This window comes from Leclercia sp. (genome assembly GCF_036780805.1).
In the GTDB taxonomy this organism is placed as follows: Bacteria; Pseudomonadota; Gammaproteobacteria; order Enterobacterales; family Enterobacteriaceae; genus Enterobacter.
Genome location: NZ_DAIQCE010000010.1, coordinates 105,223 through 128,026 on the forward strand (window position 1 = coordinate 105,223; position 22,804 = coordinate 128,026).

Here is a 22,804-nt window from a genome sequence, read left to right on the forward strand (position 1 = left end):
CGACCGTCTGCGCATCACTTGATCGTCAAACTTAGTAGATTCAGATATGAGAAATCATTTTCTAATTTTTGCTAACTTACATATGTGCTTTTGAAATTGCAGTAGTTATCGATTGTTCGGACACGGCACCGGGGATTACCGTGATGTTTTTCGGCGTGGTGCCAGTTACTGGCATGACGATGATACCCGGCGTGCCGGTTAGACCCAGCGCTCTGGCAAGCGCGTCATTTTTTTCAAGCAGAGGGGTAAAATTGTCTTTGCCGGTATTATGCCAGCCGGCTTTTGCAGCGGCCCGATTGATGTCCTCTTTCGTCAGGTTGCCTTCATTTTTTCCGGTTGCATAAATCGCGTTGTGATACGTGACATACGCCTCTGCCCCTTTCTGTTTCCAGACTGACAGTCCGCGTTCGGCGGCCGCCCGTGAGTTTTCCCAGCGATCGGCAAAAATTGGCCACTCCTTAAAGATGTAGCGCACGTCCGGATGCGTCTTCATCACCTTCTCAAGTTCCGGAGCCACCGAGCTACAGTGAACGCACTGATAATCGAAGAACTCGATGACGGCCACCCTTGCGTTTTCCGGCCCGAAGGCCGGCGTATCCGCCTCGTTCAGCAGGGCCATCTGGTTATCCATGACCCTGACGGCAAACTGCAGCTGCTGTCGCGCCTTCTGCTGCGCCTGCAGCTTCTGGCTGACAGCGACCAGGACCTCCGGGTGTGACACCAGGTATTCCGCGGCAATTTCCCCGATCCTGGCTTCCTGCTCCGGGGTAAATACCGGCTGCGGGGCTGAGGCCTGCGCAACCGAATTAAAGCAAATGTATGTTGTAACTATAAATGACGTTAAGGTATTCAGTTTCATGTTGTGCTCTCTTGAATGTTCGGATTAACGTTCTTTCTGAATGGTGCGCGTGAGGGTCTGCTCTTCGATTTCCGGCATACGGCCACGCCCGCTGTCAGCGGCCTGGCGCACCATATCCTGCTCAACCCGGGCCAGATCCGTAACGACGCGGGAGGCCCGGCTCTCTTCACCGGCAGATTTATCCGGTACCGCGATGTCCTTACGCACACTGTCTGCCAGTTGCAGTTCGCGCCCGTCCGCCTGATCACGCTCACGCACGCTGGCCAGAACATTGCTGTCGGGTATCAGCTGTGCCGGTTTTTCCGGATTCAGTTCTTCCGGGCGCAGCTTCACGGCCTCTTCTGCCGGCAGCACAATGGCGCGGACGTCACTCTGCTGCTGGCGCACAGCGTCCTGTTCGCGGGCCTGCTCTGCCAGCTTCAGTTCGCTCTGACGCTGGAGTTCATCCTGAGCGGTCAGGGTACTCAGGTTCAGCCGCAGTCCTTCATCCTCGCGTACTCCCCCGCTGACCTTCATCAGGTTTGCTGAAGGCGGCTCCTGCCCGGTCTGCCACACCACTCCATCCTTCGGATGCGTTCTGACGGCATCCAGAGCAGCCGCCAGATCGTTTACCACGACCGTATTACCGGACTGGCTTCGCTGCAGGACCGCGCCGCGTGCCCGCTCCGTCATCACCATGCGTACGTCGCCCTGCGTCAGCCTGCCCTCCGGGCTGGATACCAGAGAGACCAGCGCCAGGCCCGCGCTTTTGCCGTTGTTGTCATACACAGGTAACGCCAGCGCCGGCTCCGGAAAACGACGGGTTGCCGGTATAACCTTCGCCGTCAATGAGGCCTCGCCCATTTCCTGATGTCTCACCCAGGCACGACCAATCGCGGTTTTCGTAACGGGCTGCCCCATTGCCCAGATGGCTTTTGCCTGCTGGCGCTGCGTTTCCGGGGCCAGCGCATCGTGCGCTGTTTTGATATCCCGTTCCGGCGCTGCGACTGCTTTTGTCCAGTCAGCCTTGCCGTCGGTGTAAATCTGCACATGCTCCTTTGCACGCGAGGCGGATATGTAGAAGGCCCGCTTGCTGGCCAGCATTTTGCGGCCCCCCTCGGTACCCTCAAGCGAAATGACGTAGTCTGTGCTCGCGCCCTGCGCACCGTATCCGGTCACAGCCCAGGCATAGTCAATGTGCTGCTGCGCCCGGACATTGCCAGGATTGATGGTAACTGTTCCCCTCTCGTCCCTGAGCCGGATATCGCCCGTCTGGCTGACCGCATCCACCGTAAAACGCTGATTACCCGTCTGGCCATGTTCGCGGTCCGTGAGCGTGAAGCGCAGCTGGTCGCCTGTGCGCACCTCTATCTGACTGCGCCGGAACAGCTGCACGTCGCCAGTGATAAGCTCTTTTGGCGAATACAGGCCAATTTTCGCTTCCTCGTCACGCACCGTGACCGTGTTGCCGTTGCGGTCAACGGCCAGCACGTCCTGGTAGCGATCGCCGCGTTTCACCACCAGGTTCGCGTCCCAGGCGGCGGTTTTGTTGAACTCATGCCGGGTGTGCGAAATTTTATCGAGTACCGGTACCGTGACGGCTTCCCTGCCCAGCTCCCCGCGTTTAACCAGCTGGTCATGAATACCGGCATTGACGGCATTACGGTCGGCGTTCAGCTGGGTAATGATGAGCGTGCGCGCCCGGGCATCCGGCGTGCGGCCTGTCCAGTCGCTGACGATGTCGTTTACCGGGCTACCCGTCTCCTCGAATGCGCTTTGTGGCACACTGGCACCGGCTTCGCGGGCGATACGGTCAGCCGGCTGGGCTTCAATACGCTTCAGGGCGGCGCCGATGCGGTTGTCGATAATATCGTGCACCGCACCGCGCAGCTGCACGTCTTTCTGGCGGACAATTTCTTTCATGATGGCCACATCCATCGGACTGCGCTCCTGCATCAGCTTAAACGGTGCCCCGGAATCAACAGCCTCAAACTGGTCTGTATCCCCCATCGAGACCGCGCGACCGCCGCCAGCTGCAATGGCCTGAAACAGCGCGGCGGTGTCCTGGTTCCCGGCCATTGAGGATTCATCGATCAGGAACACCTGGCCCTGATAGTCCGGCTTTTCCCCCGCGGCCTTCGCCTGGTCGTGCTCAACAATAAAGGATTTGATGGTCTGGGCGCGTACGCCAACGTCGCTCATTTCCTTTACGGCCTGGTGCGTCGGCGCAAGGCCGGTCAGCTGCGGTCTCGCATCTGCCGGCAGCGTATCGAGTGCGGCAACCACGGCCTTAATCTGCGTGGTTTTCCCCACCCCAGCATAGCCCTGGATACCGGTGAACTGGTCGGTACTACCGAGAACCAGCGTTGTCGACTGCTTCTGTCCGCTGGTCAGTCCATTCAGCACCGCCTGCGGGACGTTATCGAGCAGCGGCTGCTGCGTGTTTTTGCCCGCCTCCACCGTGCGCAGAATGGCTTTTTCCATCTCCCAGGTGGACCGGGCTATCAGCTGAGGCTCACCCCGCACGGACACCCGCAGCAGCTCCCCGCCCTTCACCATTCCTGCGATTTCATTGCCCACGGCAACGAGATCAGGATGATATTCACTGGCCACCTCCGCCAGCTTCAGTTCGCTGAAGACCACATTGCGCTGGTCATTCACCGCACGCCAGACCGCCAGACCGGCATCGGTGCGTACGGCATCATGCAGGCTTCCCACCGCCTCGCTGACATCCTCTCTTCCGCTGAGGCTGCGGACAAGCTGTACGGGGGAGGCGTTTGTTTTCATGCGCTGCAGACGGGCTTCAGCCCGGTCCTGCACTTCTGCAGTGAACACCTCTGCTCGATGGCCACTTTGTGCCAGCGAGTTCATGGTCTGGGTGGAAATATCACGGGTGTTCAGCGCCGCCAGTACCACACCCGTGTCGTTATCCCGCCCGCCCGGGGCGCTGACATAAGCGTGCGTTACATACAGCGGCTGGTCTTTCGGCAGCGTCAGGGTATCTTCTCCGCGCTTCACCTCAATACCCTTATCGGTAATGGCGGTCACCTCCAGTCGATCTTTTGCCTTCAGGCTGTGTTCGCGGTCACCTGCCACAGCCAGCAGTTTTTCACCGGTGGCCACATTCAGGGTTTCACTGCTGAACAGCCGCCAGTCGGCGCTGACCTCCCCGATTTTCATCCGGGTCAGCACCCCGTCGCCATCTATAAGGGACAGGACGCGCGTATCTTCATGCACCCGGTCAATCATGTAGGATTTGCGCGTTCTTGCATCCCGGCGATCCTCAAGGACCATGCCAGGCCTGTACGAGCCGGGCATACGGCGGGTTTTATTGTCGAGCCAGACCGGTTGCCGGGCTTCAATCTCCGCTCCGTCACGTCCCAGCTGGCCGGCATTCTGTAGTGCGTCGCGTACGAGGCCGGTCAGCTGCGCCTGCTCCCGTTTACCGACCACCACCGCGGTGACGTTTTCACTGCCCCCACTCAGCTCCGCAAAGCGGTTGGCCAGCGCTTCATAGCGGTCGCGCTTGTTGGCAATACTGATCACTTCTGCTTCCAGCCCTGGTGCAGGTTCAGTGCGGCGGGATCGGGCCACGCCTGCTGACTCCAGCACCGACATGGCATTGCCGTTCGCCTGGCGTCCGGCGCTGTCGAGAAAGACCAGCTGCGCATCCTGCGCGCGTGCCTCACCCAGCAGGACCAGCGTCTCCTTGAGTCCCAGACGCTCGGCCCCCTCAATAATCAGCGTGCTCTGAGGTTTGAGGTGAAAATCCCCGCTCAGAATATGCTGCCGACTGAGCAGCCGATCACGCAGCGTGTCAGACCTGGCCAGCGAGATGGCGCGCTCGGCAGAGCTGGCCAGCACCTGAACGTCGCGACCGTTTGCAGCAGAAATATCGGTCAGCTGCACGGTCAGGTCGCGGATCCCGGCCACGCCTGAAGGGGCATTCATCAGGACCAGGGGATCCGTCTCCGCCACCGCCAGTGCAGGCGGCGCATACTGTGCCGGCCGGTTAAAGCTGACAACTTTAGTGGATTTGAGGTGTTCCTGGCTCAGGGCCTGAATGGAGAGTTCATCCAGAAGGTGAATGCGGGAGGTGAAGACCCCCTTTTCGCTGTCCAGGGGCACAATCATGCCGTCCTTCAGGGCTGCATCGATGGCCACACGGATATCCTTGATCTCCGGCAGATGTTCGCTCAGTTCAGCGGTGGTCAGCATCAGCTCACCGAAGGTAAACCGGGTTCTGGCGTCACTTAACTGCGAGATGGCCAGTCGTACCGACTCCACAAGATCAGGCTGAGGTATGTCTGCATGGAGATCCCGCACCGGGGAGGCCACGCTGGGTACCAGAGTTTTTTCAGGTTCCGTCAGGGACGGCTGACGCAGGGTGTCAGCCGGGTGTGATCCGGGCTGGCGTGCCGTGCCGTCCCGCTCCGTCGGCACCTCCGGTGATTCCGGGCTTTTTCCCGTTTTTTCTTCCGGTGCGGAACGAGTCACCGCCCCGGGTTCTGCACGGCCGGTAGGAACCGGTGTAGTCCGGTCTGGCTGCGGGGGCGCATCGCGAATCCCGGACTCACGCGGAACCACGCTCTCCTGATACGCTTTCAGATCGAACCCTTTTTCCTTCATCTGGCCGAGCCAGCGCTCCATCAGACGCAGGCGGGACGGGTCGACTTTCGCCTGGCGGGTATCCTTCGCCGCCACGTCGCGACTGCGCAGCGTGGCCTCTGCCCCGATAGCCCCCTCGATTTCCCGGCCCCGGGAGGAAAACTCCTCCCGCACCGCCTCCGGTACGCCTTTAATCTCCCACATGCCGTGCTTGCCTACTTCCTCCACCTCGTGGCCAAGGGCCTCCACGCGCTGGCGCAGGGCACCCCGGTAGATTTTGCCGAGCGTGACCTGCATCTTCATGACCGTTTCGATAAAACCGGCGTTGTGAATGTAGTCCGTGGCCAGCGCCTTCCATTTACCGTCATGCTCAGTCATGTTGGCGATGAGAAGGTGAGTGTGCAGCTGCGGATCGAGATTGCGCGAGGTGTCGTGGGTAAAGGCAGCCGCCACCATTTTGCCGGTATGCACAATGGAAGTGATACCGTCCTTTGTGGCTCGCGCGGAGATAAGCTTTTCCACATAGCCTTCCGCCACCTGCACGGCATGGTTATGCGCCTCCACCATCTCCTTGTCTCCGCCAATCAGGCCCAGAATCGAGACACTTTTGGGTGCCGAAAACGTCAGGTCATGGCCGGGACGGTGCACATGATTGCCATTAATTTCTCTGCCCAGGCGCGAACCGTCCGGCAGACGGCCTTCGAGCACAGCCGTCAGATCACCGCCCCGGACATTGCCCTCGAGGCCCAGCTCTTTTGCGCCTTCACCCAGCCAGAGACTCTGTAGATTGCCCAGAAAATAGTAGTTATCGGAATTGCTGTAGTAGCCGGCGGCCGAGCCTGCCGAAGCCACGGGGGCGACTGACATCATAGTTCAGGTTCCCTGTCGTAATAGTGTTGATCGTTCTCGTCGTAACCCGGGTCACCCGCGTCACGGTGCAGTAAAATGTTCTCTTCTTCCTGCGCCAGACGACGGTTCGTCCGGTGTGCTTCATCCGGATTTGCCGGGGCGACCGGCTTACCGGCTGTCGTCACGCTCAGGCCACCGTCGGGCAGCGCAGTCACCTTCATCTCAAGATTCATCGACTCGCCGCCGTTGTTGTCCCCGGTCCCGGAGTTACTTTCTGACGGTGCCGGACGCTGACGCGCTTTTTGCAGAATGCTGAGTACGGAGGTGGCCGGCTGCTCTGGAGCAGTAGTGAGGTTGCGAAGGCGCTGCACTGCAGCAGGTAGCGTCGCCTGCTCTGCAGGTGTTTCAGCAACTTCGGGTTCTGAGGACATGGACGGCGCAGATTCATCAGTCTCGGGGGCTTCCGGAGCCGTACCGGCAGAAGAGTTCCGCCCGTGAAGAAGCGAAATAACGTTACTTTCCCCGGACGAGGTGACAGGTGCTGTCACCACTCTGTGGTTGTCAGGCTCAGATTCTTCGATGGTTGTCTGCACTTCGGAAATGACGGGCACCGTCACCGGTCGCAGGTTGGGTATACCCGGCCTTGCACGGGCAGGTTTCTTCCCTGCCGCAGGTTCAGTTACCGGTTTTTCCTCGTGCGGTGTTAACTCTGCAGGCGCGCCGGCAGACGATACCGGGGCAGCACTGCCGGCAGCCGGGGTGGTTTTAGTTCCCTTCTCCAGCACTTCATCCCCGGTCGGGAACGTCAGCCCCGCCGCCGTTGCCGCCCGTTCATTCTCCTGAATGACCTTCTCCAGCTCCGGACTCAGCGCGTCGCGAATATTGCGCTCCATCAGCCCTGCGTGGCGTTTTTTCAGGGCGCGGTACTTCAGCTTCAGGCGGACAACCGGATACTCGCCAGGAAGACGGACGTAAAAGCTGAGGTTCGGCAGGCGCATGATCTGCTCGTAGTCAACCACGGGGTCGTTCACCTCGTCCTTACCGAGCGACACGCCGTCACGCACCTGGTCCAGACCATAGCTGTTCTGCTCGCGGATCTTCCGCCTGCGCTGGTTGCCCAGCTCCTCTTCAACCACTTTGGCCATCTCCGCACTCGGGGAACGCCCGTACATACGGGTGTTCATCAGGTCAAAGATGCTTTTGGCCAGCTCGCGACCGTAGACATGAACCAGCTGCGCCATGTTCTGCATGCCCAGCACGAAGCAGCCGCCGAACTTACGCGCCTCCGCCAGCGTCTCGGCCAGCTCAGGAATACGCTGCAGGCTCGGCGCCTCGTCGATAATGAACCACACGCGGCGATCGCTGTTTTCCCCCATGCTCTGCAGCATCAGCGTGGCCAGTGATACCCACAGCGAGATCAGCGGCCGTACGCTTTTACGATGGCGGGCTTGGGTGGAAATAAAGAGCCAGCTGCTGTCATAGCGCTCCTGCGTCATCCATTCCCGGATGGTGAAAGGCGGTTTAGTCCCGTCGTCCAGTCCCTGCAGGTAGCGCAGGGCTTTGGCGTAGTTGGTCACCACTGAGCGAATGGAGATGGCCGTTTTCTCAATTTTCTCCTCGACCAGGTTGGCCGACGGAGTGTTGGCCAGATAGTCACGGAGGCTTTTCATGCTGAGTGACAGCAGGGTTTTGAGGAATTTTTCAATACTGCGTTGGGGATCTGCTGACATGCGGATCGCCAGGTCAGCGAAGATGGTACGCGAGCTGGAGACCCAGAACGGGTCCGACTCACCTTCCACCGGGATGAGGCTGGCGGCCAGGTTGTCGTAGTCGACCGCATCAACACACTCGCCCCACATCTGCCAGTTGGCACAACGCTCGTCATGGGCATTCAGAATGAAATCGGTGGCCGGGTTGTAATGGGTTTCAGTGAAGGTACAGCCGGAATCGTAGATGATGGCCCGGTCACCGCGTTTGCGAATGTAATCAAGAAGCCAGCGAATGAGGGTCGATTTACCCACCCCGATGGTGCCGTGCATCAGAAAGTTCAGCACCTCCGCCATCCTGACCATGTGCAGGTCGCCCACACGCAGATCGGACAGCTCGCCATTTTTACGCAGCAGGGTGTTCACCTCTGCGGGCTTTTCGGTCAGCTGCATGCCGGAAATGTATTCGTCCTCGCTCTCCTTACGACCGATATCCGCGATAAACCAGGTCACCGCCACGAACACCACCATGCTGAAGATGCCACTGGCCCCGGCGGCCCACTCCAGCTCCCGCAGGCATTGGTCGCCCATCGCCTGCATGTACGGATCGCTGAAAATCTGCGGCAGGGTCATGTTAAGCACCATTGCCGTTGCGGTCGGGGCATACCAGTAGTGAACGTCGTAGATTTTTGGGGTGCCCGTTGCCGGCATCAGATCGATAAAACTGCTGTTCATCCAGGCGAACCACCACAGCGAGCCGTTATTGAGGGTTTCCTGGGGTATGCGCCAGAAAAAAATGGCGGAGGTTAGCGCGGCAAACAGAATGAAAATCCAGAAACCGATCCAGTTATTCACCTGAAGGAACATGCGCCAGCGGTAGGCAGTCATCTGCCCGCCCTGGGTGAGGTTTTTACCAGCGAAGCTCATAGAAATTGTCCGGCAGTCATCGCATCGCCTGAACGGCAATGTGACAGATTGAAAGAGGAAGAAAGCGATCCCAACGCTCGCCGCAGACATGGCTGCGCCTGACGCAGCTATGTGAGGAAGCGGAATATCCCGGGAATCACAGGTAGCACTGACGCACCGGTCCAAAACAGAACACAGCGAAATATCAGGGCAGTGGGTCAGCTAACGATGAGATTTTTAGCTGTATGTAAAGGCTGAAGTAATGCTGAAAGTTACCGCCCTGAGATGAAAGTTTCAGCATCAGCGCGGTAGATTGTCTTGGATTGGAGAGTTAACTCACCGCAGCCAGAGCGGTTCACTGACTAATGATAAACCCTTTTATCTGCATGCAGTTTCTCCAGGCTGAACCAGGGTTGCCCTTATTCAGAAACGTTGATTCAACATATGCCGCCCCTTGAATGGGATATCGTTCCTGAGAGGAGTCACCGACCTTCAAAAAGGTGGAATTATCCTGAAGGGACTTCAGTGTAGTAGTTCCTTTCTTATTTTTTGAGGCGGTATGAATTTGTTCAGAACATTGGCTTGCAGCTGTTAACTCAGGCCTGCCCTGAGAAGGTTTCGCTGTTGAGCAGCCGGATAGTACGGCTAATATTGCAGATATATAAACTAATCCTGATTTTTTCATTGGTCATCTCCTTAGACAGATAATAAACGGAATGAATTAGCAGTCCGTTTACATAATGCCCACGATGGACTTGGCCAGCTGCGCTTCCAGTACGGGTTTAGCCTCTTCAAATTTGAGGTTCACCTTATTCGCATTTGTGACCACGCGGGTCTGGTATTTGGCACGGTTGCCCTGTTCGGTACTGGTCTGCACTTTAACAGCAGAACTTCCCTGCTTCAGGGCCGCCACGCTGTCAGTGGTGACGGTTGCCTTGCTGCGCTCGGAAATCTGCAAATCGGTCACCATCGTGTAGTTGACGTCTTCCACCATCGCATCCGCAGCCATACCAATCAGGCCACTGGCCAGCCCCACACCCAGGGTCGCCCCGGCTGAGGTCGAGTTATAGGCGGTGATACCCGCTCCCAGAGCGGCTCCCATTGCGGCACCTTCATAACCGGTTTTCAGGAAGCCCTGTGATTCACGCAGGTCCATTTTCTCGGCTTTCAGCACGTTGGCCTGGATCCAGTAGTAGGCGCTGTCCGGTGAGCTGGAAACCCGGTAGCCTTTCGCGGTCAGTTCGCTGGTAATCTGCGCCTGCAGACCTGACATGTCCTTATCGGAAGTATTACGGATCTGCAGATAAACGGTCTTCTCGGATGACGGCTCCAGCCAGATAGTTTCACTCATCTGGGTTTTGACATCGAGATTACGTTTCTTCACGGCAGTGGACATGGCACCGCAACCAGAAAGCGCCAGAGTTGAAGCGACCAGGCCTACGACGGCTAATTGTTTTAATTTCATGAATTCATCCTGTGTATAGTAAAACATCCCGGTTAGTGCTTTCGCACTAACCAGAATGTTATCGGCTGATTTGTAAGGAAATTTACACTTGACGGATTAAAAAACCCGCGCTCAGTAGGATGAGGGCGGGTTTTTATTTACTGAATGGATGCAGATTTACTTAATTGAGGATTTTTTTTAGCTTATCAATTAGAGCGCCAACACCGTATTTAGTAACTTGTAGATTTACGATCAGGCTAGCAACGAATGTTGCTAAAAACATAATTATAGGAATTGAGAAGAGAAATATCTCATTTTTAAAGCACGCCAAACTTAAGGCCAGTAAGAGAATTACATATATAAAAACACCCTTAGCGAGTCCTTTTTTGAAAGTAGCGATCAAAGCGGTACTATTTCTAACCTCAACAGGAATTGAATGATAAAGGCTTACATATGGAAGAACTATTATCATTTGTGCGAGGCCAATCACTACTGACATATAAATGGGTATTGCGTCACCTGAAATAATACCATCAACTAATAAGTTAACGGACAACCCTTGTTTACTTAGGTTAGCGCAAACAGCCCAAAAGGTTATAGTCGAGAAAATGACTCCTATCAGTGGGATAACTGACGCTACTTTCAATGCATCCAATTTTGATGGTACTGGTCGATTCACATCTGCAACCCCATCTAATATTGCTTTAAAATCACGATTAACATCGTTGAAAGTTAGCATTTAACCCCACCTTTTCCTTAATTCTTCAAGGTTCTCTTTATGCATCTCAATTTCATCACGCTCAAGGAATGGCATTGCTTTCTGTTTCAGTTCCTCTATCTTCTTACCTTCATGAAACTGGGATTTAATGTTTTCCATCTCATCTTTAAATATATCACTGGATGCCTGAACAGTGGATCGATTTTTGCCAATTTCCCCAGCAGATTCGTTGATATTCTGCTCATTAGCAGATCTTTGTTCTGCGACACGACGCTGAATTTCATTTTGAGGCGCAAAACCTAAGCCCGACCGCTCTGCGAGCTTCGCCTGGTTTTCAGCAAGCGACTTTTGCATACCTTCGGCAGTTATGCGCCCGTCAGGCAGGTTCATCTTCACTGGCTCCGTTGTATGGCGTGAAGCTGGCTCCACTTTTTCCTGCTGCCCTGTTACCAGTTCTGCATGGTGAAGATGGGAATCTTCACGACCGGCAGTTTGCCCGGTAACGCCCGGTTGAGCCTGCTGACCGTTATGCTGTGCCACCGTTTGCTGCTGACCACTCGTTTCTTCAGAATTTACGCCGTGCTTCCCGGCAGGGTGTTGATCGCATGCAGCATCATGTGATTCATGCATCATGCTTTGTACGCTGCCGTCTGGTTGCACAGCTGATGTTTCGCGGGAAACGACCTGATGTGTCTCCACACCTTCCTGGCTATGGCCAACATTATCACCCCGACCCGCAACATGCCGCGTCTGCCCGTGACCGGAAAGGGTATTCGCTGTACCTTCCGCCTGATGCAGGTTATTCCCGGTGCCTGTAACTAGCTGCGATGAAGATGTGCCAGGATGGCCATCTGACGTGAGCAGTTTTCCGTTAGTCTCTGCATTACCCTGACCGGTTTGCTGTGTAGACGTGTGCAGCTGGCTGTCAGCTGTGTTCCGGGTCGCCGTCTGAATGCCAGTACCAGACGGTACGTGAACCGTATCCTGTACGGCATTGTCCACGCTAAGTCCAGACGACTCTCTTTGCCCAGTATTTCCCGGCACTATTGTTTGCCGCCCGTTCAGTTCTGTATCACCCCGGCTGCCGTCAGCTTTATGGTGGCCGGCGGGATACTGCTGACCGCTGTATGATCCACCCGGGTTCTGCTGGCTTTCGTGCGTGTTCCGGTTTGTAGTCAGCATGCCGCTTCCGGACTGCCCCTGAACCGCATCCTGTGACGAACTCCCCACATGCAGCCCGGAAGAGCGTTGTCCGGAATGAATTTCAGTAAGTGGCTGCGATCCGCCACGCTCTGCATGATCCCAACTGTTTTCCGTGCCCTGGCCGGCAGCTTGTCTCTGCTGAGTGTCAAACGAGCCAGGCTGGGTCTGCTGGCTTTCATGCGTGTTCCGGGCAGCGCTATGCATGCCATTACCGGGCAAGCCGGGAACCAATTCCTGCGAGGAGGTTCCGGCATTCAGGCCGGAACTGGTTCTTTGCCCGGACGACATATCGGTACGCTCATAAGATGTTGTCTGCTGGCCATTCGAATACATGTTGCCACGTCCGTCTCCTTTACCCGGGTAGCCGGACTGACCCTGCTGAGTATCATCTTGTTCGGTCCGGTACTGAGGACTGTCCGGATTGAACCGCGATGCGCCTGGCAACGTATTGCTTGCCATGCCCTGTGGTTCATCCTGCACGCTCAGGCTGTCTGAACCTCTCTGCCCGGGGATTATACCGGCGCGCTCAGAAGACAGGCTCTGTCTGCCGCTACCCTGCGGATTTTCAACATACTGGGCATTTACCGGTCGTTGTTCATGCAGCTGTTCGGAATGCCCATACTGATTACCCGAGCCGTTACGGGTTCCGGTCTGCATTCCGCCGCCGGTGTGGCCGGTCATTGAGGCCTGATACGGTTCCATACCGCTGCCGGATTGCGACGTGCCAGACGAGGTCTGCTGCCCTGTAACCGGATATTCATTTGCTTCACCCCCGCTGCGGGTACTACCTGCCGGCAGGGACCCTGCCTGATACGTACCGTTTGACACCGGCTGCTGTCCCTGACTGCTGTTCCCCGGTGAGTTATCGCGACCCGCATCTTGGCGAACGATGTGCTCACCACTGAAGGCAGCATGTTCCGCTCCACTGCTCAGGTCAGAGCGCCCCTGCTGATAATTCCCCATAATTTCGGGTTTGAGTCGTTCGTTCACAAACTCCATAGCAGCTTCCCGGGCAGAAGGCGCGCTGGTAAGCATGCCCTGTGCCTTATCACCGTATTTACCTGCAGCCCAGTCCACAAACTCCTGGGTGTAATTAGTATCGAGGCTGGCGCTCTGGTTCTGGGCCAGCGTGGCCATACGGCTGAACTCGTTACTTTGCGTGGAACTGGTGGTGTACTGATGGTACTGGCTCTGGGCATCATTCAGGGTCGAGGCAAACTGCTGCACATTGCTGGTCGCGGCATTCTCGCTATGGTTTGAACCATCTGTCACCCGGCTGCTGGTCACCATATCCATACCCTGGCGGAAGTCATTAACCGCCTGGCTGTTTCTGTCGTGACGCATATCCTGAGTATCGGAATGGGTTTCTTGGGTGCCGTGAGAGCTTCCGCTGGCACCCTTAACCTCGGCTCCACCATGTCCCTCAAGCGTCACGCCCGTTGCCCATTTGCCAATTTTGCCTAGCGCCTGATCGCCTGTATTAAATTTCACGCTCGCGCCGGCATTAACGCTGCCTTCAACCGATTTGGACATCAGCTGGTTATAGGCTTCCTGGGTGGAAATATTATTGGCTTTCGCATAATTTTCCGCCGCAGACATCATCATGCTGGCACCGCGCGTCGCGTTGGTGGTCTGGCTGTTTTCACTGCCCCGGGTCAGGCTGTCGCTGGTACCGGTCTGCCTGGACAGCTGGGAGAGCTGTGACCAGCCACTGGTGACGCTGTGGTTGTAACCATCCAGTGCAGTTTTAGCCTGCACATCTGACTGGCGTGCGGATTCCTGGAACCCACTGCTGGCCAGCTGGCTGAGCTTCATGTTCACCGGCAGATTCGACATCGCGCCGGAACCGTCAATGACCGTATGGCCACCGGACGTCATGGTCTGGGTGGAGCCATTATCCGCCTGCCACGTCTGCTGCCCCTGACGCTGCATAAGGTTAGTATCCATCTTGTTCTGGCTCACGTTATCCATCGACATATTGTTAAACGACCAGTTGCCATCCGATGCGGTCGCCGCCACACCGGCCGAGCCGAATGCCGCAGAACTGAGCACGCTTCCCGCCACCTGTGAGCCGATGGCTGAGGCCCCTTTGGTCAGGTAGAACGCCAGGATCGGAATGGACATCGCAAGATAACCGGCCAGGTTCGCCACATCCGAATGCTGCAGCGCCACCACGTCTTTGTTGGCCAGAACCAGCGCGGTTCCCCCTGTTTTCGATTGCAACCAGTAATTCGCGGCATAGTTCAGAATGGCGAACATGACCGGCCACATCTGGAAGTAAATAAATCCTCCCGCATACAGCTTCAGGGTGTTCAGGCCAAACAGACTGTGGTTGGCCGCGGCCAGGGCAATCATGAGCGGGAACAGGCACACCAGGATCAGCATCAGCAGTGACTGCGCAAAGGGCAGCGTTCGGGTGGCCAGAACATTACCGGAAGCCCAGCTGAGCCGCTGTTTCGTTGCCGCATTCTCGCTTGCCAGATTTAACAGGTTAGCCGTGTCTGACGAGCGGGCTGCAAACCCTTTTATCCCCTGGCGTACCGCGCTGTTGGTAATGTTGTTCTTCATGATCTGCGCGGCGCTCATGCCGCCCGCGTAGAAGTAGCCGTAGCTTTCTCCCATCGCATTCGCCAGCAGGACAGAGCCATTCACTTTCGTGCCAAAGATTTTACGCGCCAGCATGCTGAACGTGGCACTGCCGGGGTTGGCCTCCATATTGGTTAACGCGTGGATCTGCAACGCAGCGTCCCGGCAGGTCATAAACTCGCGTGAAAAAGGCGTGGTGTGAAAGATGCCCCGCAGCGGGCTTGGGCTACTGGTGATAAGCCCCATCGGATCGGAGGAATTGAGCAGCTGATTCACGGTGTATTTCTGATTAAGCAGGATGTCGCCAATCACGCAGTTTTCCACGTAGTCCGGCAGCATCTGTGCCAGCTCCGGATTTTGCGTGGTGAAGTCGCTGGTTTCCGCCACGATCTGCGAGCCGAACAGCATTCCCGTCTTGCTGTAGGTGACAGAATCAGGCCGCGCCATCAGGGTGTCGTAAACGGAGGACATTTTGAATCCCACACTTGTGGTCAGGGAGGCGATCGCGGCCAGACCCACCGGTACATTATCCGTTTTCCAGACCGCGGCCGGGTCTGAGATATCAATCACCTGCACGGAGCGTTTGGGTGCCAGCAGGATGGTGTTGATCAGCATAAAAATGGCCAGCCACTGCACAAACACCATCGGGTTACGTTGTTTTATAAAGGTCAGCAGTACCGCCAGCACCGCAAAGGTGCCGACCATACGCATCAGGGTACTGAACGTGTTCGTCCCGATCAGGGTGACGACGGCATCGAGCGCCGTTTTCCACATTCCCCCGCCATAGATTGTGTAAATCTCAAGCATCAGCGATCACCCCAGCGGTAGTTGCTCTGATACGAGCCAGAAACGATTGTGGATACCTGCTGCTGCAGGTACTGCATGTTGCGGTCAATGCCATCGAGCGCATTCTGATCGGCAGCTGACTGCAGCTTCATGTCGGCCAGCAGACCCTGGGCGTGGACCACGTTATCCCGCAGCCGGGCGGCTGCTTCTTCCGGAAAGTTCTTTCCGGCCAGCGACAGGCTCGCCTGCTTAACCAGCTCCTGGAGATACTGGATCATCAGGTCCTGGGCGATGAAATCGGACACCTGCAGCAGATACGTCGCGCTCATGCCCATGCTCTGGGCATTGGTCAGGTATTTCAGGACCGGCACCGATGTGGTATTCACAAACCCTTTCTCCTGATCGCTGAGCGCGGTGTCATACTGCAGTTTGAATTGCATAGAGAGCATCAGGTTTTTCACCAGGGTCACCAGGCCGTTGGATTCATTAATCGTCAGGTTGGTCACAGAAGGTGCAAGGCATAATGTCGTCTCATCACAGCCATAGACTTTCGCCGTTCCCCCGCGCATCAGCACTTTGATGAGGTCCCGGTTATCCACTAAGGGCGTCAGAATAGTGACACCCCCGGTGTTGTTGAAAATGATGGACCCGACCGTACTCATGACCAGTTCTTTCAGGGCGCGATCGCCGCTCAGCAGTCCGTATTTGCTGAGCGTGTCCCAGATGAGGTTTTTATTCTTCAGAACCTGATCCTTCTGCGCGTCACTGGCGCGTGCTGTCACGTTGTTGCCCTGCCCCCCTACGGTGCAGCCCTGACGGGAAGCCGCCCAGTCGGAGAACATATTCGTTTCGCCCGCAATGTCCTGACAGATTTTTTGCTGGGAAACCTGCGTCACCGGCCAGAGACCGCCGATGATGCCCTGGGCCGCCTGACAGGAACTCATGTTCGAGGAGTTCACGTCGCTGGCGAGTTTCTGCAGGAAGTCTTTTGCCTGCTTCAGCTCCGGCACCATCGTCTGCAGCCCCAGATCGAAGGCATACCCGGCCGCGTTACTCATGATTTGTTTCACAAAGCGCTGGATCTCTTCACCGCTAATCATGCTGAACGCCCCCAGATAGGCATCGATGCCGCCGCAGCCGGCGTTGAGTGATGGCAGCTGCATGGAGATAAGCTGAACGTTTTTAACGGGGTTACGCAGGTAGACTGAACCGCCGGAGAAATACCCGGCCGCCTGTCCCTGCCATGCCTCTGCCTGAGAGACGTTGCCGCTGTAGCCCAGACTGTTGAAAAAGCCGTTCAGATCGCCGTTCACATCGGCCTGTGCCGGCAGGGCGGCCAGCCCTGTCAGAAAAATCGCGGCGGCCGTCAGCCATGACTTAACCATACCGGGCCTCCTTTGAAGGCTTGTCTTTCAGTGCCAGACGCAGGGCATAATGTCCGGCGGTGGCAAGCATAAATCCGGCGCTCAGCGAGATGAACAGCAGGACCGGCAGGTCCTGAAGAACCATGATCAGGTCCGTCCGGGACAGGGCACGCAGGAGCCGTGCGGCGAGAAAACCATAGAATGACGCGGACACGAGCATCGTCACGCTGAAAAGCAGCCACACGCGCTCGGTACGCGATAACGCATACGAATTTGTAGTCATTTTGTAGTCCGGTTGTATTACTGAGGCGTGAGCTGGGAGCTGGCGGGCATCGGCGGTAACATGCGGGGATCGAGGTTATCCATATCGGCCTGGACCAGGCTGGCCATGCGGCTCTCCAGCGCCGGCATATCCATCACCCCCTGCGTCAGCGGGTACGCCTGCAGGGTATTGACGTTCACCACAAAGGCCGTTGGCGTGGCGATCGGCAGACCGTTACCGAAGAAGGTGACAATCTCATCGGCAATGGGTGACGCAGGGTCAGTTTTACGCGGTACCAGCGGGTGCGGATAGGACACATCCCCGCCGCCGTCCAGGGTGTACGGGTAAACCCGGATATTGTGCTCATCGGCCCATCCTTTCAGCTGCGGGTCAAACTTCGCGCTGTACTGGCAGTGGGCCTGCATAAAGAGCACCACCGCGTAGTCCTTCATGTTGGCCTGCCTGCCATCAGGCAGCTGCATCAGACTTGGGGGCGGCACAACCGGGCTGGCGGCAGGAGGAAGAGCAACTGTCTGGTCGGATTTTTTCGCTTCAAGGGCCATCAGTTCTTCCCGCACCCCGGCATGTGCCAGCACCGGCAGTACCATCAGAAGTGCCATCAGGGTTCTACATTTCATGGCCGGATACCCCATCATGCTTTGCCCGCTGTGCCCTGAAGGCGCGAATACCGCCCTGAACCACCATCCCGGCTGCGGCGGCCCACAGCGCATAACTCAGCCAGACCAGGCCGGTCTGTGTCATCGTGACGGACAACGTCATCAGCTCGCTCAGCACGAGCGCCATCATGCCCCAGAATATGAGGCCGGCAAAAAAACTAACGTTCATCATGGTGCTCCTTTTTATGCAGACCAGACGCATCGCGGTTGAGGATGAAAAGTGAATTTGACATGAAAGGCTCTCAGGAATTGGGTTTAAAGCCAGTGGCCACGTTGAGGAATCGCTTCGACAAATCGTCCTGGGTCATAAACCCCCAGGACAGCGCACGGTAGTTATTGCTGGCCGGATCCACGAGGAACAGGGCCGGGAAATGGGTGATGTTCATCGCGCGGGACTGCCCGGTATCCGGGCGGCTTTGCGGCAGCGTCGCGGCCACCTGACCGTCCACCGACACCGGAATAAGTGAAATCCCGTTTGTTTTCGCAAAGCTGGCCACCACGCCGGCCATCTGCACATCGATCGGGTCGCTGCCCCGGTAAAAATAGAACAGGCCATACTGCCGGGACAGCTTCGTGACCGCATCCTGCTGCTTCTGCTGATCCCGGGTCTGCACAAAGGGGGCCATGCTGTTGTAGTGCGGATATTCCAGGTTGTAATCCAGCTCCGGGTGGCTCAGCTGCGCGGCCGCAAAGGACTGGCTGAACATGGAGGCCCGGTCGGTCCAGAATTTCTGCCAGCGCAGAAACGTTGCCGTGTTCTCCCGGGTGGGATACAGGATGGCGCGGTTAAGCGCCTCCATTGTGTAACCCCGCAGCACCTTTGCCTGCTCCTGGGCGGACAGTTTACTCAGGTCAGGCAGCGTCTGCGGTGCAGGCGGCCGGGTTTTTTCAGGCCGCGACGGGGGATCTTTCGGCTCGTTGTACCAGAACCAGCCCGTAAAGGGTTTGGCTGGCGTGATTAACTCCTCAGCCACTACCGGCCTGCTGATAAGGGCGATAAACAGGATGCTCAGAAGACGTTTCATTTCCCTCCTCCCTGCTGATTGACCTGGGCGGCAATGCGGTCCTTGATCTGCTGCACCTGCGCGCTGGTATCCGGCACGCGCTGATTCTTCATCAGGTCTTCATAAAAATCGGAGAAATTAATCAGGTCAAAATTAATGGACTGCAGCTCCGGTACCGTAATGCCCCGGCAGTCCGGGTTGTCACCGCTGCCGAAACGCACGCCCAGCTGATCGCGGCGGCCCTGCTCCTGAATAATGCGTGCCAGTTTTCCGTCAAAGACACAGTACACCTGACTTTTCTGGATACAGGCACCGAGAACCTGATGATCGCAGCGCTCCCCGATGCTGACGGTAATTTTTTTGGCCTTCGCTTTTCCGATTGCCATTTCATCACTGTTACACGCCGACAGGCCTGCGTCCTGGCCCCATCCTGAGTCCTTGCAGCAGTTGGAGAAGCCGGCAAACGCCTTCCGGCAGCTCATTGCCCTGCCGGTAAAGGCCCTGACGTCAATCGTGCTGTTCGCGTCACGCACATTCTCAGCGGCAGAGGCCAGACCGGCCAGCTTCGCGACAGCCGTATCAAAGCCGCTGCTCCCTGCCCCGTTCGTGTCGTCACAGTCGCCTGACTTACAGATGTAATCCCCGCCACACAGCAGGCCGCCAGACTGGTGTGTGGTCTGGCACTGATACGTATAACTCATATGGGTACACTGCCCGTCCGTCGACTCGGTGCAGGTCTGTCCCGCAGTTGTGCAGGAAGGGTTGCTCATCAGCGTTCCGCAGTTTCCTGTTGAAGCAGAGGGGACAACATAGTTGTCCGTGTACTCCCAGCAGTCGCTGTAGACCTGATAGCTCTGGCCGTTGCTCTCGACGGTTCTGTTCCCGCCAGGTGAGGTGCAGGTCGCTGTGGTCATTGTGGCCCGGGACAAATCCAGGCCGCAGGACGATGTCCAGGTGACGTTCGGGACAAAAGTCGTTTCGGTGGCGTTCATAACCAGCACAAGTGTGAAGCCTGATGCGCCGGACTGAAAGTCAGCTATCTGCTCCCGGATATGCTTCTCACAGCGATTTTTGTTTCCGCTGGTACACCCGGTACTGTTATAGGTGCCGGCGGGTAGGGAGCCCCCCTTAGTCAAAGGCGTAGCGGGTGCTTCAGGCATCTCCCAGTCATACGCCTTCCCGACCATTGATTTACTGATGCCCCACCAGGAGATTTTCCCGGCATTCGTTTCGTGATCAGCCCAGTAAAAATGCGCGCTGATCACCGGACCTGATTCAGGGGCTATAAAACTAAAACTGAAGGAAGTACCGTTATTCGTGAAAACAACATCGCCATTAGCCGCCGTCAGCGTGAAGGTTTTCTGGACACTGGTGGTGGAGGAATACCCGCCGGCTGTTGCCGTTCTGGTACAGGCTTCCACGGAGGCCACATCCTTGTCGCAGCTGTAGTTCTGGAAGGTAGTTTTCGATACCGTCACTTCACTGCACTGTTGTGCAGTTCCGGTAAGCACCCCGTCGGCGCTGGCTTCCGCATTTTTACCGATGGTGATAAACGGCGCGTTTGGATCGATAGCCGGTACCGGATTGGTGCTTCCGGAACTGATAACCGACTGCGCAGCATCATTGCCCGAAAGTGCAGCCTGGCCTTTGCCAGCCAGCCCGCCGTCGCCCCCCGTGACGCCGTTGTAATACCCTTTTTCTGGCGGATTCGGTGTATACCCGGGAATGGCTCCCGTCACCGCCCCGGGATTATTGAGGCTACCGGTGCCTGCCCCGCTTTGGCTTTTGCCAAAGCTGGCCCCGGCATTAAACCCGTCATCAGCCGCAGCGGGGAGAGCCGGGAGTAACAGCAGTGCAATCAACGCAAGATGTTTCATTTACTGCCTCCCGCCAGAAGCTGCCTGGCCGTTGCCGCGCAGTCGCCACTGCGGGCCACTTTCTCCAGCGCCTCCTCCAGCGGCAGGCTGCCACGGATCACGTCATAATGTCCCGGGCAGGTCACAACCAGCGCCGGGACCACCCCGATGTGGTAGTCGCTGTACAGGGTGGGATCAATCTGCACCCCGACCGCCTTGTCCTCTTTGCTGAGTTCGAATATCGCCGCGGCCGTCCGGCGCATGTCGTTATTCAGCAGCCCCCGGATCGTCGCAGGGATACTGAAACGCCGTCCATCCTGGAGCATGGGCAGCAGCCCCTCACGGGGAATACCGAGACTTACAAAGTAAATGGCCGGAAACGTACCGCGCTCAGCCTGCCCTGACTGCTGTGCGGCTATCTCACCCTGCAGACGGCTAATCAGATCGTTCTGTGCGGCCGGCAGGGTCACTGTCTGCTCGCCCAGGGTATTTTTGAATGCGCTGAATGCCTTTTCCTGCGAGGTGATCCATGCCTTATCGTGCGACGTGAGTTCAGCGGGTTCACTGGCCCCGGAAAAAGGCGTGCAGCAGGTCAGAACGCTGAAGAGCAGCGCCCGGAGATGAGCTGTTTTCATATTCAGTCCTTACAGAAAGACGCAGTTACGTTTGCGCCAGAAGAGATAGCCGAAGTTCTTTTTGGAAGAGGGGGAATTGTGCGTGGTACCCCACAGCTGGGTGCTGGCCCCGAAGGGATGGCAGTTGCCGGTTTCGGGATACATATTGACCATCTGATAACGCCAGCGCTCCTTCGGGATGATCGGTGAAGGGTACTGGTTACAGACGGCGCTATCCGCCCCGACAGAGTTCCAGACCAGACCTTCCCTGTGCATCTTGAACGCCATCCGCTCGCTGACCAGCAAAGACGACTCAAGGGGGGAGAACTCTCCGCTGGTATACCCTGTCAGGGGATAAATGGATCCCTGGCTTCCGGCACACCAGAACAGCGCGGATACCGGCACCCCGGCGGAACTCGATACGGCATCAGCCGCGCAGGCCCCCTGGGCGACCAGGTTACCGAACAACGCCGCTTCCGGGTTAATCAGCATCGACAGCGTGCTGTCATTCCAGAGGGGATCCACCTCCGACAGATACGCGATATCCATATCCCCGGTCTGCAGGCAGCCGAGACTGGTAATGATATTGAGCCAGAAAATGAGCGGATATTTATACCAGTGGACATGGTAGAACGTTCCGGCAGCAGGCCGGTCACTCTGGCCCGCCGTTCCGGTCCCGGTTCGCCCGAGATTGATTTTGAACCCGCCCATATTGACCATGACGCCCGGCTCACGGGTAACGTCCACCATCGCCATCGGCTCCCAGAATCCGATAGCCAGGCCAACACGGTACAGCACCCCGACCGGGCAAATCTGGATGGGTGATGACGGGTTTGCGCTATCCCGCTGCGGCCCGGAAGCCAGCTGAATATTGCCGAGTGACATCGGGAACAGGCATTTCCAGCACACATCTGATATGGGGTTAACCCAGCGCCCGTCACCGGCATTGCTGGCATGAGCCGCAGGCGCAGGCGTCAGCGCCCACAACACCAGGGCAAGACAAAAGGCAGAAAACCGGGAACAGGATTTCATGGTAATCAACTCCGTGACAGCCGCAACCACCAGACGGGTGAGAAGGCCAGTGATAAAAACGAATGGATTGTGGCTCAGTGCGTGGCGGCTTTTACGATGATGGCCAGACGCTGTTCCCGCGACATTTCGTACAGGGCGAGAATAGCGCCGCGAAGCACGGATGAAGGGCTGTACAGCGGGTTATCGGTGAGAATTTCATCCAGCCGCAATGCCGAATGTTCGTCATGGCGTACCGCTGTGATGGGAGAAGTCCGGCCCTTTTTACGGTCAGGGTCTTTTTTCATGTCGTTACCTTTTCGTAATGAGAATAAAGCGGGACGGGATCAAGCCCGCTGGAAGGGGGAGTGGAGA

Annotated in this window: 16 protein-coding genes; all 16 read right to left on the reverse strand. The window is 57.0% G+C overall.

The window, feature by feature from the left end:
- Positions 1-76: 76 nt before the first annotated feature.
- Positions 77-859, reverse strand: coding sequence for a DsbA family protein (locus V7Q49_RS18980; RefSeq protein WP_333854361.1), 783 nt, complete (start codon positions 857-859; stop codon positions 77-79).
- 24 nt (positions 860-883) lie between these two features.
- Positions 884-6,316, reverse strand: a complete 5,433-nt coding sequence (traI, locus tag V7Q49_RS18985) for a conjugative transfer relaxase/helicase TraI (RefSeq protein ID WP_333854363.1) — start codon at positions 6,314-6,316, stop codon at positions 884-886.
- Positions 6,313-8,928 (reverse strand): type IV conjugative transfer system coupling protein TraD, encoded by a 2,616-nt coding sequence (gene traD / locus V7Q49_RS18990; protein ID WP_333854365.1) that lies wholly within the window; start codon positions 8,926-8,928, stop codon positions 6,313-6,315. Before traD ends, traI begins: the two co-directional genes overlap by 4 nt.
- Before the next feature lie 334 nt (positions 8,929-9,262).
- The gene (locus V7Q49_RS18995) at positions 9,263-9,592 is read right to left on the reverse strand and encodes a hypothetical protein (RefSeq protein ID WP_333854367.1); all 330 of its coding nucleotides are present in this window, start codon (positions 9,590-9,592) and stop codon (positions 9,263-9,265) included.
- Between the two features lie 48 nt (positions 9,593-9,640).
- Positions 9,641-10,372 (reverse strand): conjugal transfer complement resistance protein TraT, encoded by a 732-nt coding sequence (gene traT / locus V7Q49_RS19000; RefSeq protein WP_333854369.1) that lies wholly within the window; start codon positions 10,370-10,372, stop codon positions 9,641-9,643.
- 160 nt (positions 10,373-10,532) lie between these two features.
- Complete coding sequence (locus V7Q49_RS19005; RefSeq protein WP_333854371.1) at positions 10,533-11,090, reverse strand: hypothetical protein; 558 nt, start codon at positions 11,088-11,090, stop codon at positions 10,533-10,535.
- On the reverse strand, positions 11,091-15,665 hold the full coding sequence (gene traG, locus V7Q49_RS23580) for a conjugal transfer mating-pair stabilization protein TraG (protein WP_442913082.1): 4,575 nt from the start codon (positions 15,663-15,665) through the stop codon (positions 11,091-11,093).
- The gene (traH, locus tag V7Q49_RS19015) at positions 15,665-17,029 is read right to left on the reverse strand and encodes a conjugal transfer pilus assembly protein TraH (RefSeq protein ID WP_333854372.1); all 1,365 of its coding nucleotides are present in this window, start codon (positions 17,027-17,029) and stop codon (positions 15,665-15,667) included. Before traH ends, traG begins: the two co-directional genes overlap by 1 nt.
- Positions 17,022-17,291, reverse strand: coding sequence for a hypothetical protein (locus V7Q49_RS19020; RefSeq protein WP_148569932.1), 270 nt, complete (start codon positions 17,289-17,291; stop codon positions 17,022-17,024). The genes traH and V7Q49_RS19020 overlap by 8 nt, the downstream gene beginning before the upstream one ends.
- Positions 17,292-17,308: 17 nt before the next feature.
- Positions 17,309-17,908 carry an F-type conjugal transfer protein TrbB gene (trbB, locus tag V7Q49_RS19025; protein ID WP_333854374.1) on the reverse strand — a complete coding sequence of 200 codons (600 nt, stop codon included), beginning with the start codon at positions 17,906-17,908 and terminating at the stop codon, positions 17,309-17,311.
- Positions 17,898-18,116, reverse strand: a complete 219-nt coding sequence (locus V7Q49_RS19030; protein ID WP_148569941.1) for a hypothetical protein — start codon at positions 18,114-18,116, stop codon at positions 17,898-17,900. The genes trbB and V7Q49_RS19030 overlap by 11 nt, the downstream gene beginning before the upstream one ends.
- A gap of 73 nt (positions 18,117-18,189) precedes the next feature.
- Positions 18,190-18,972 carry a type-F conjugative transfer system pilin assembly protein TraF gene (traF, locus tag V7Q49_RS19035; protein ID WP_333854377.1) on the reverse strand — a complete coding sequence of 261 codons (783 nt, stop codon included), beginning with the start codon at positions 18,970-18,972 and terminating at the stop codon, positions 18,190-18,192.
- The gene (gene traN / locus V7Q49_RS19040; protein ID WP_333854379.1) at positions 18,969-20,828 is read right to left on the reverse strand and encodes a type-F conjugative transfer system mating-pair stabilization protein TraN; all 1,860 of its coding nucleotides are present in this window, start codon (positions 20,826-20,828) and stop codon (positions 18,969-18,971) included. The genes traF and traN overlap by 4 nt, the downstream gene beginning before the upstream one ends.
- On the reverse strand, positions 20,825-21,442 hold the full coding sequence (gene trbC / locus V7Q49_RS19045; protein ID WP_333854381.1) for a type-F conjugative transfer system pilin assembly protein TrbC: 618 nt from the start codon (positions 21,440-21,442) through the stop codon (positions 20,825-20,827). The genes traN and trbC overlap by 4 nt, the downstream gene beginning before the upstream one ends.
- Positions 21,443-21,451: 9 nt before the next feature.
- Positions 21,452-22,453: a conjugal transfer pilus assembly protein TraU gene (traU, locus tag V7Q49_RS19050; protein WP_333854383.1), complete on the reverse strand. Its 1,002-nt coding sequence runs from the start codon at positions 22,451-22,453 to the stop codon at positions 21,452-21,454.
- A gap of 74 nt (positions 22,454-22,527) precedes the next feature.
- Entirely contained in the window at positions 22,528-22,737 is a 210-nt protein-coding gene (locus V7Q49_RS19055) for a hypothetical protein (RefSeq protein WP_333854385.1), read from the reverse strand.
- Between the last annotated feature and the right edge of the window lie 67 nt (positions 22,738-22,804).

Coding starts and splice junctions, on each gene's coding strand:
- V7Q49_RS18980 (WP_333854361.1), bottom strand. CDS start 859: ATGAAACTGAATACCTTAACGTCATTTATAGTTACAACATACATTTGC.
- traI (WP_333854363.1), bottom strand. CDS start 6,316: ATGATGTCAGTCGCCCCCGTGGCTTCGGCAGGCTCGGCCGCCGGCTAC.
- traD (WP_333854365.1), bottom strand. CDS start 8,928: ATGAGCTTCGCTGGTAAAAACCTCACCCAGGGCGGGCAGATGACTGCC.
- V7Q49_RS18995 (WP_333854367.1), bottom strand. CDS start 9,592: ATGAAAAAATCAGGATTAGTTTATATATCTGCAATATTAGCCGTACTA.
- traT (WP_333854369.1), bottom strand. CDS start 10,372: ATGAAATTAAAACAATTAGCCGTCGTAGGCCTGGTCGCTTCAACTCTG.
- V7Q49_RS19005 (WP_333854371.1), bottom strand. CDS start 11,090: ATGCTAACTTTCAACGATGTTAATCGTGATTTTAAAGCAATATTAGAT.
- traG (WP_442913082.1), bottom strand. CDS start 15,665: ATGCTTGAGATTTACACAATCTATGGCGGGGGAATGTGGAAAACGGCG.
- traH (WP_333854372.1), bottom strand. CDS start 17,029: ATGGTTAAGTCATGGCTGACGGCCGCCGCGATTTTTCTGACAGGGCTG.
- V7Q49_RS19020 (WP_148569932.1), bottom strand. CDS start 17,291: ATGACTACAAATTCGTATGCGTTATCGCGTACCGAGCGCGTGTGGCTG.
- trbB (WP_333854374.1), bottom strand. CDS start 17,908: ATGAAATGTAGAACCCTGATGGCACTTCTGATGGTACTGCCGGTGCTG.
- V7Q49_RS19030 (WP_148569941.1), bottom strand. CDS start 18,116: ATGAACGTTAGTTTTTTTGCCGGCCTCATATTCTGGGGCATGATGGCG.
- traF (WP_333854377.1), bottom strand. CDS start 18,972: ATGAAACGTCTTCTGAGCATCCTGTTTATCGCCCTTATCAGCAGGCCG.
- traN (WP_333854379.1), bottom strand. CDS start 20,828: ATGAAACATCTTGCGTTGATTGCACTGCTGTTACTCCCGGCTCTCCCC.
- trbC (WP_333854381.1), bottom strand. CDS start 21,442: ATGAAAACAGCTCATCTCCGGGCGCTGCTCTTCAGCGTTCTGACCTGC.
- traU (WP_333854383.1), bottom strand. CDS start 22,453: ATGAAATCCTGTTCCCGGTTTTCTGCCTTTTGTCTTGCCCTGGTGTTG.
- V7Q49_RS19055 (WP_333854385.1), bottom strand. CDS start 22,737: ATGAAAAAAGACCCTGACCGTAAAAAGGGCCGGACTTCTCCCATCACA.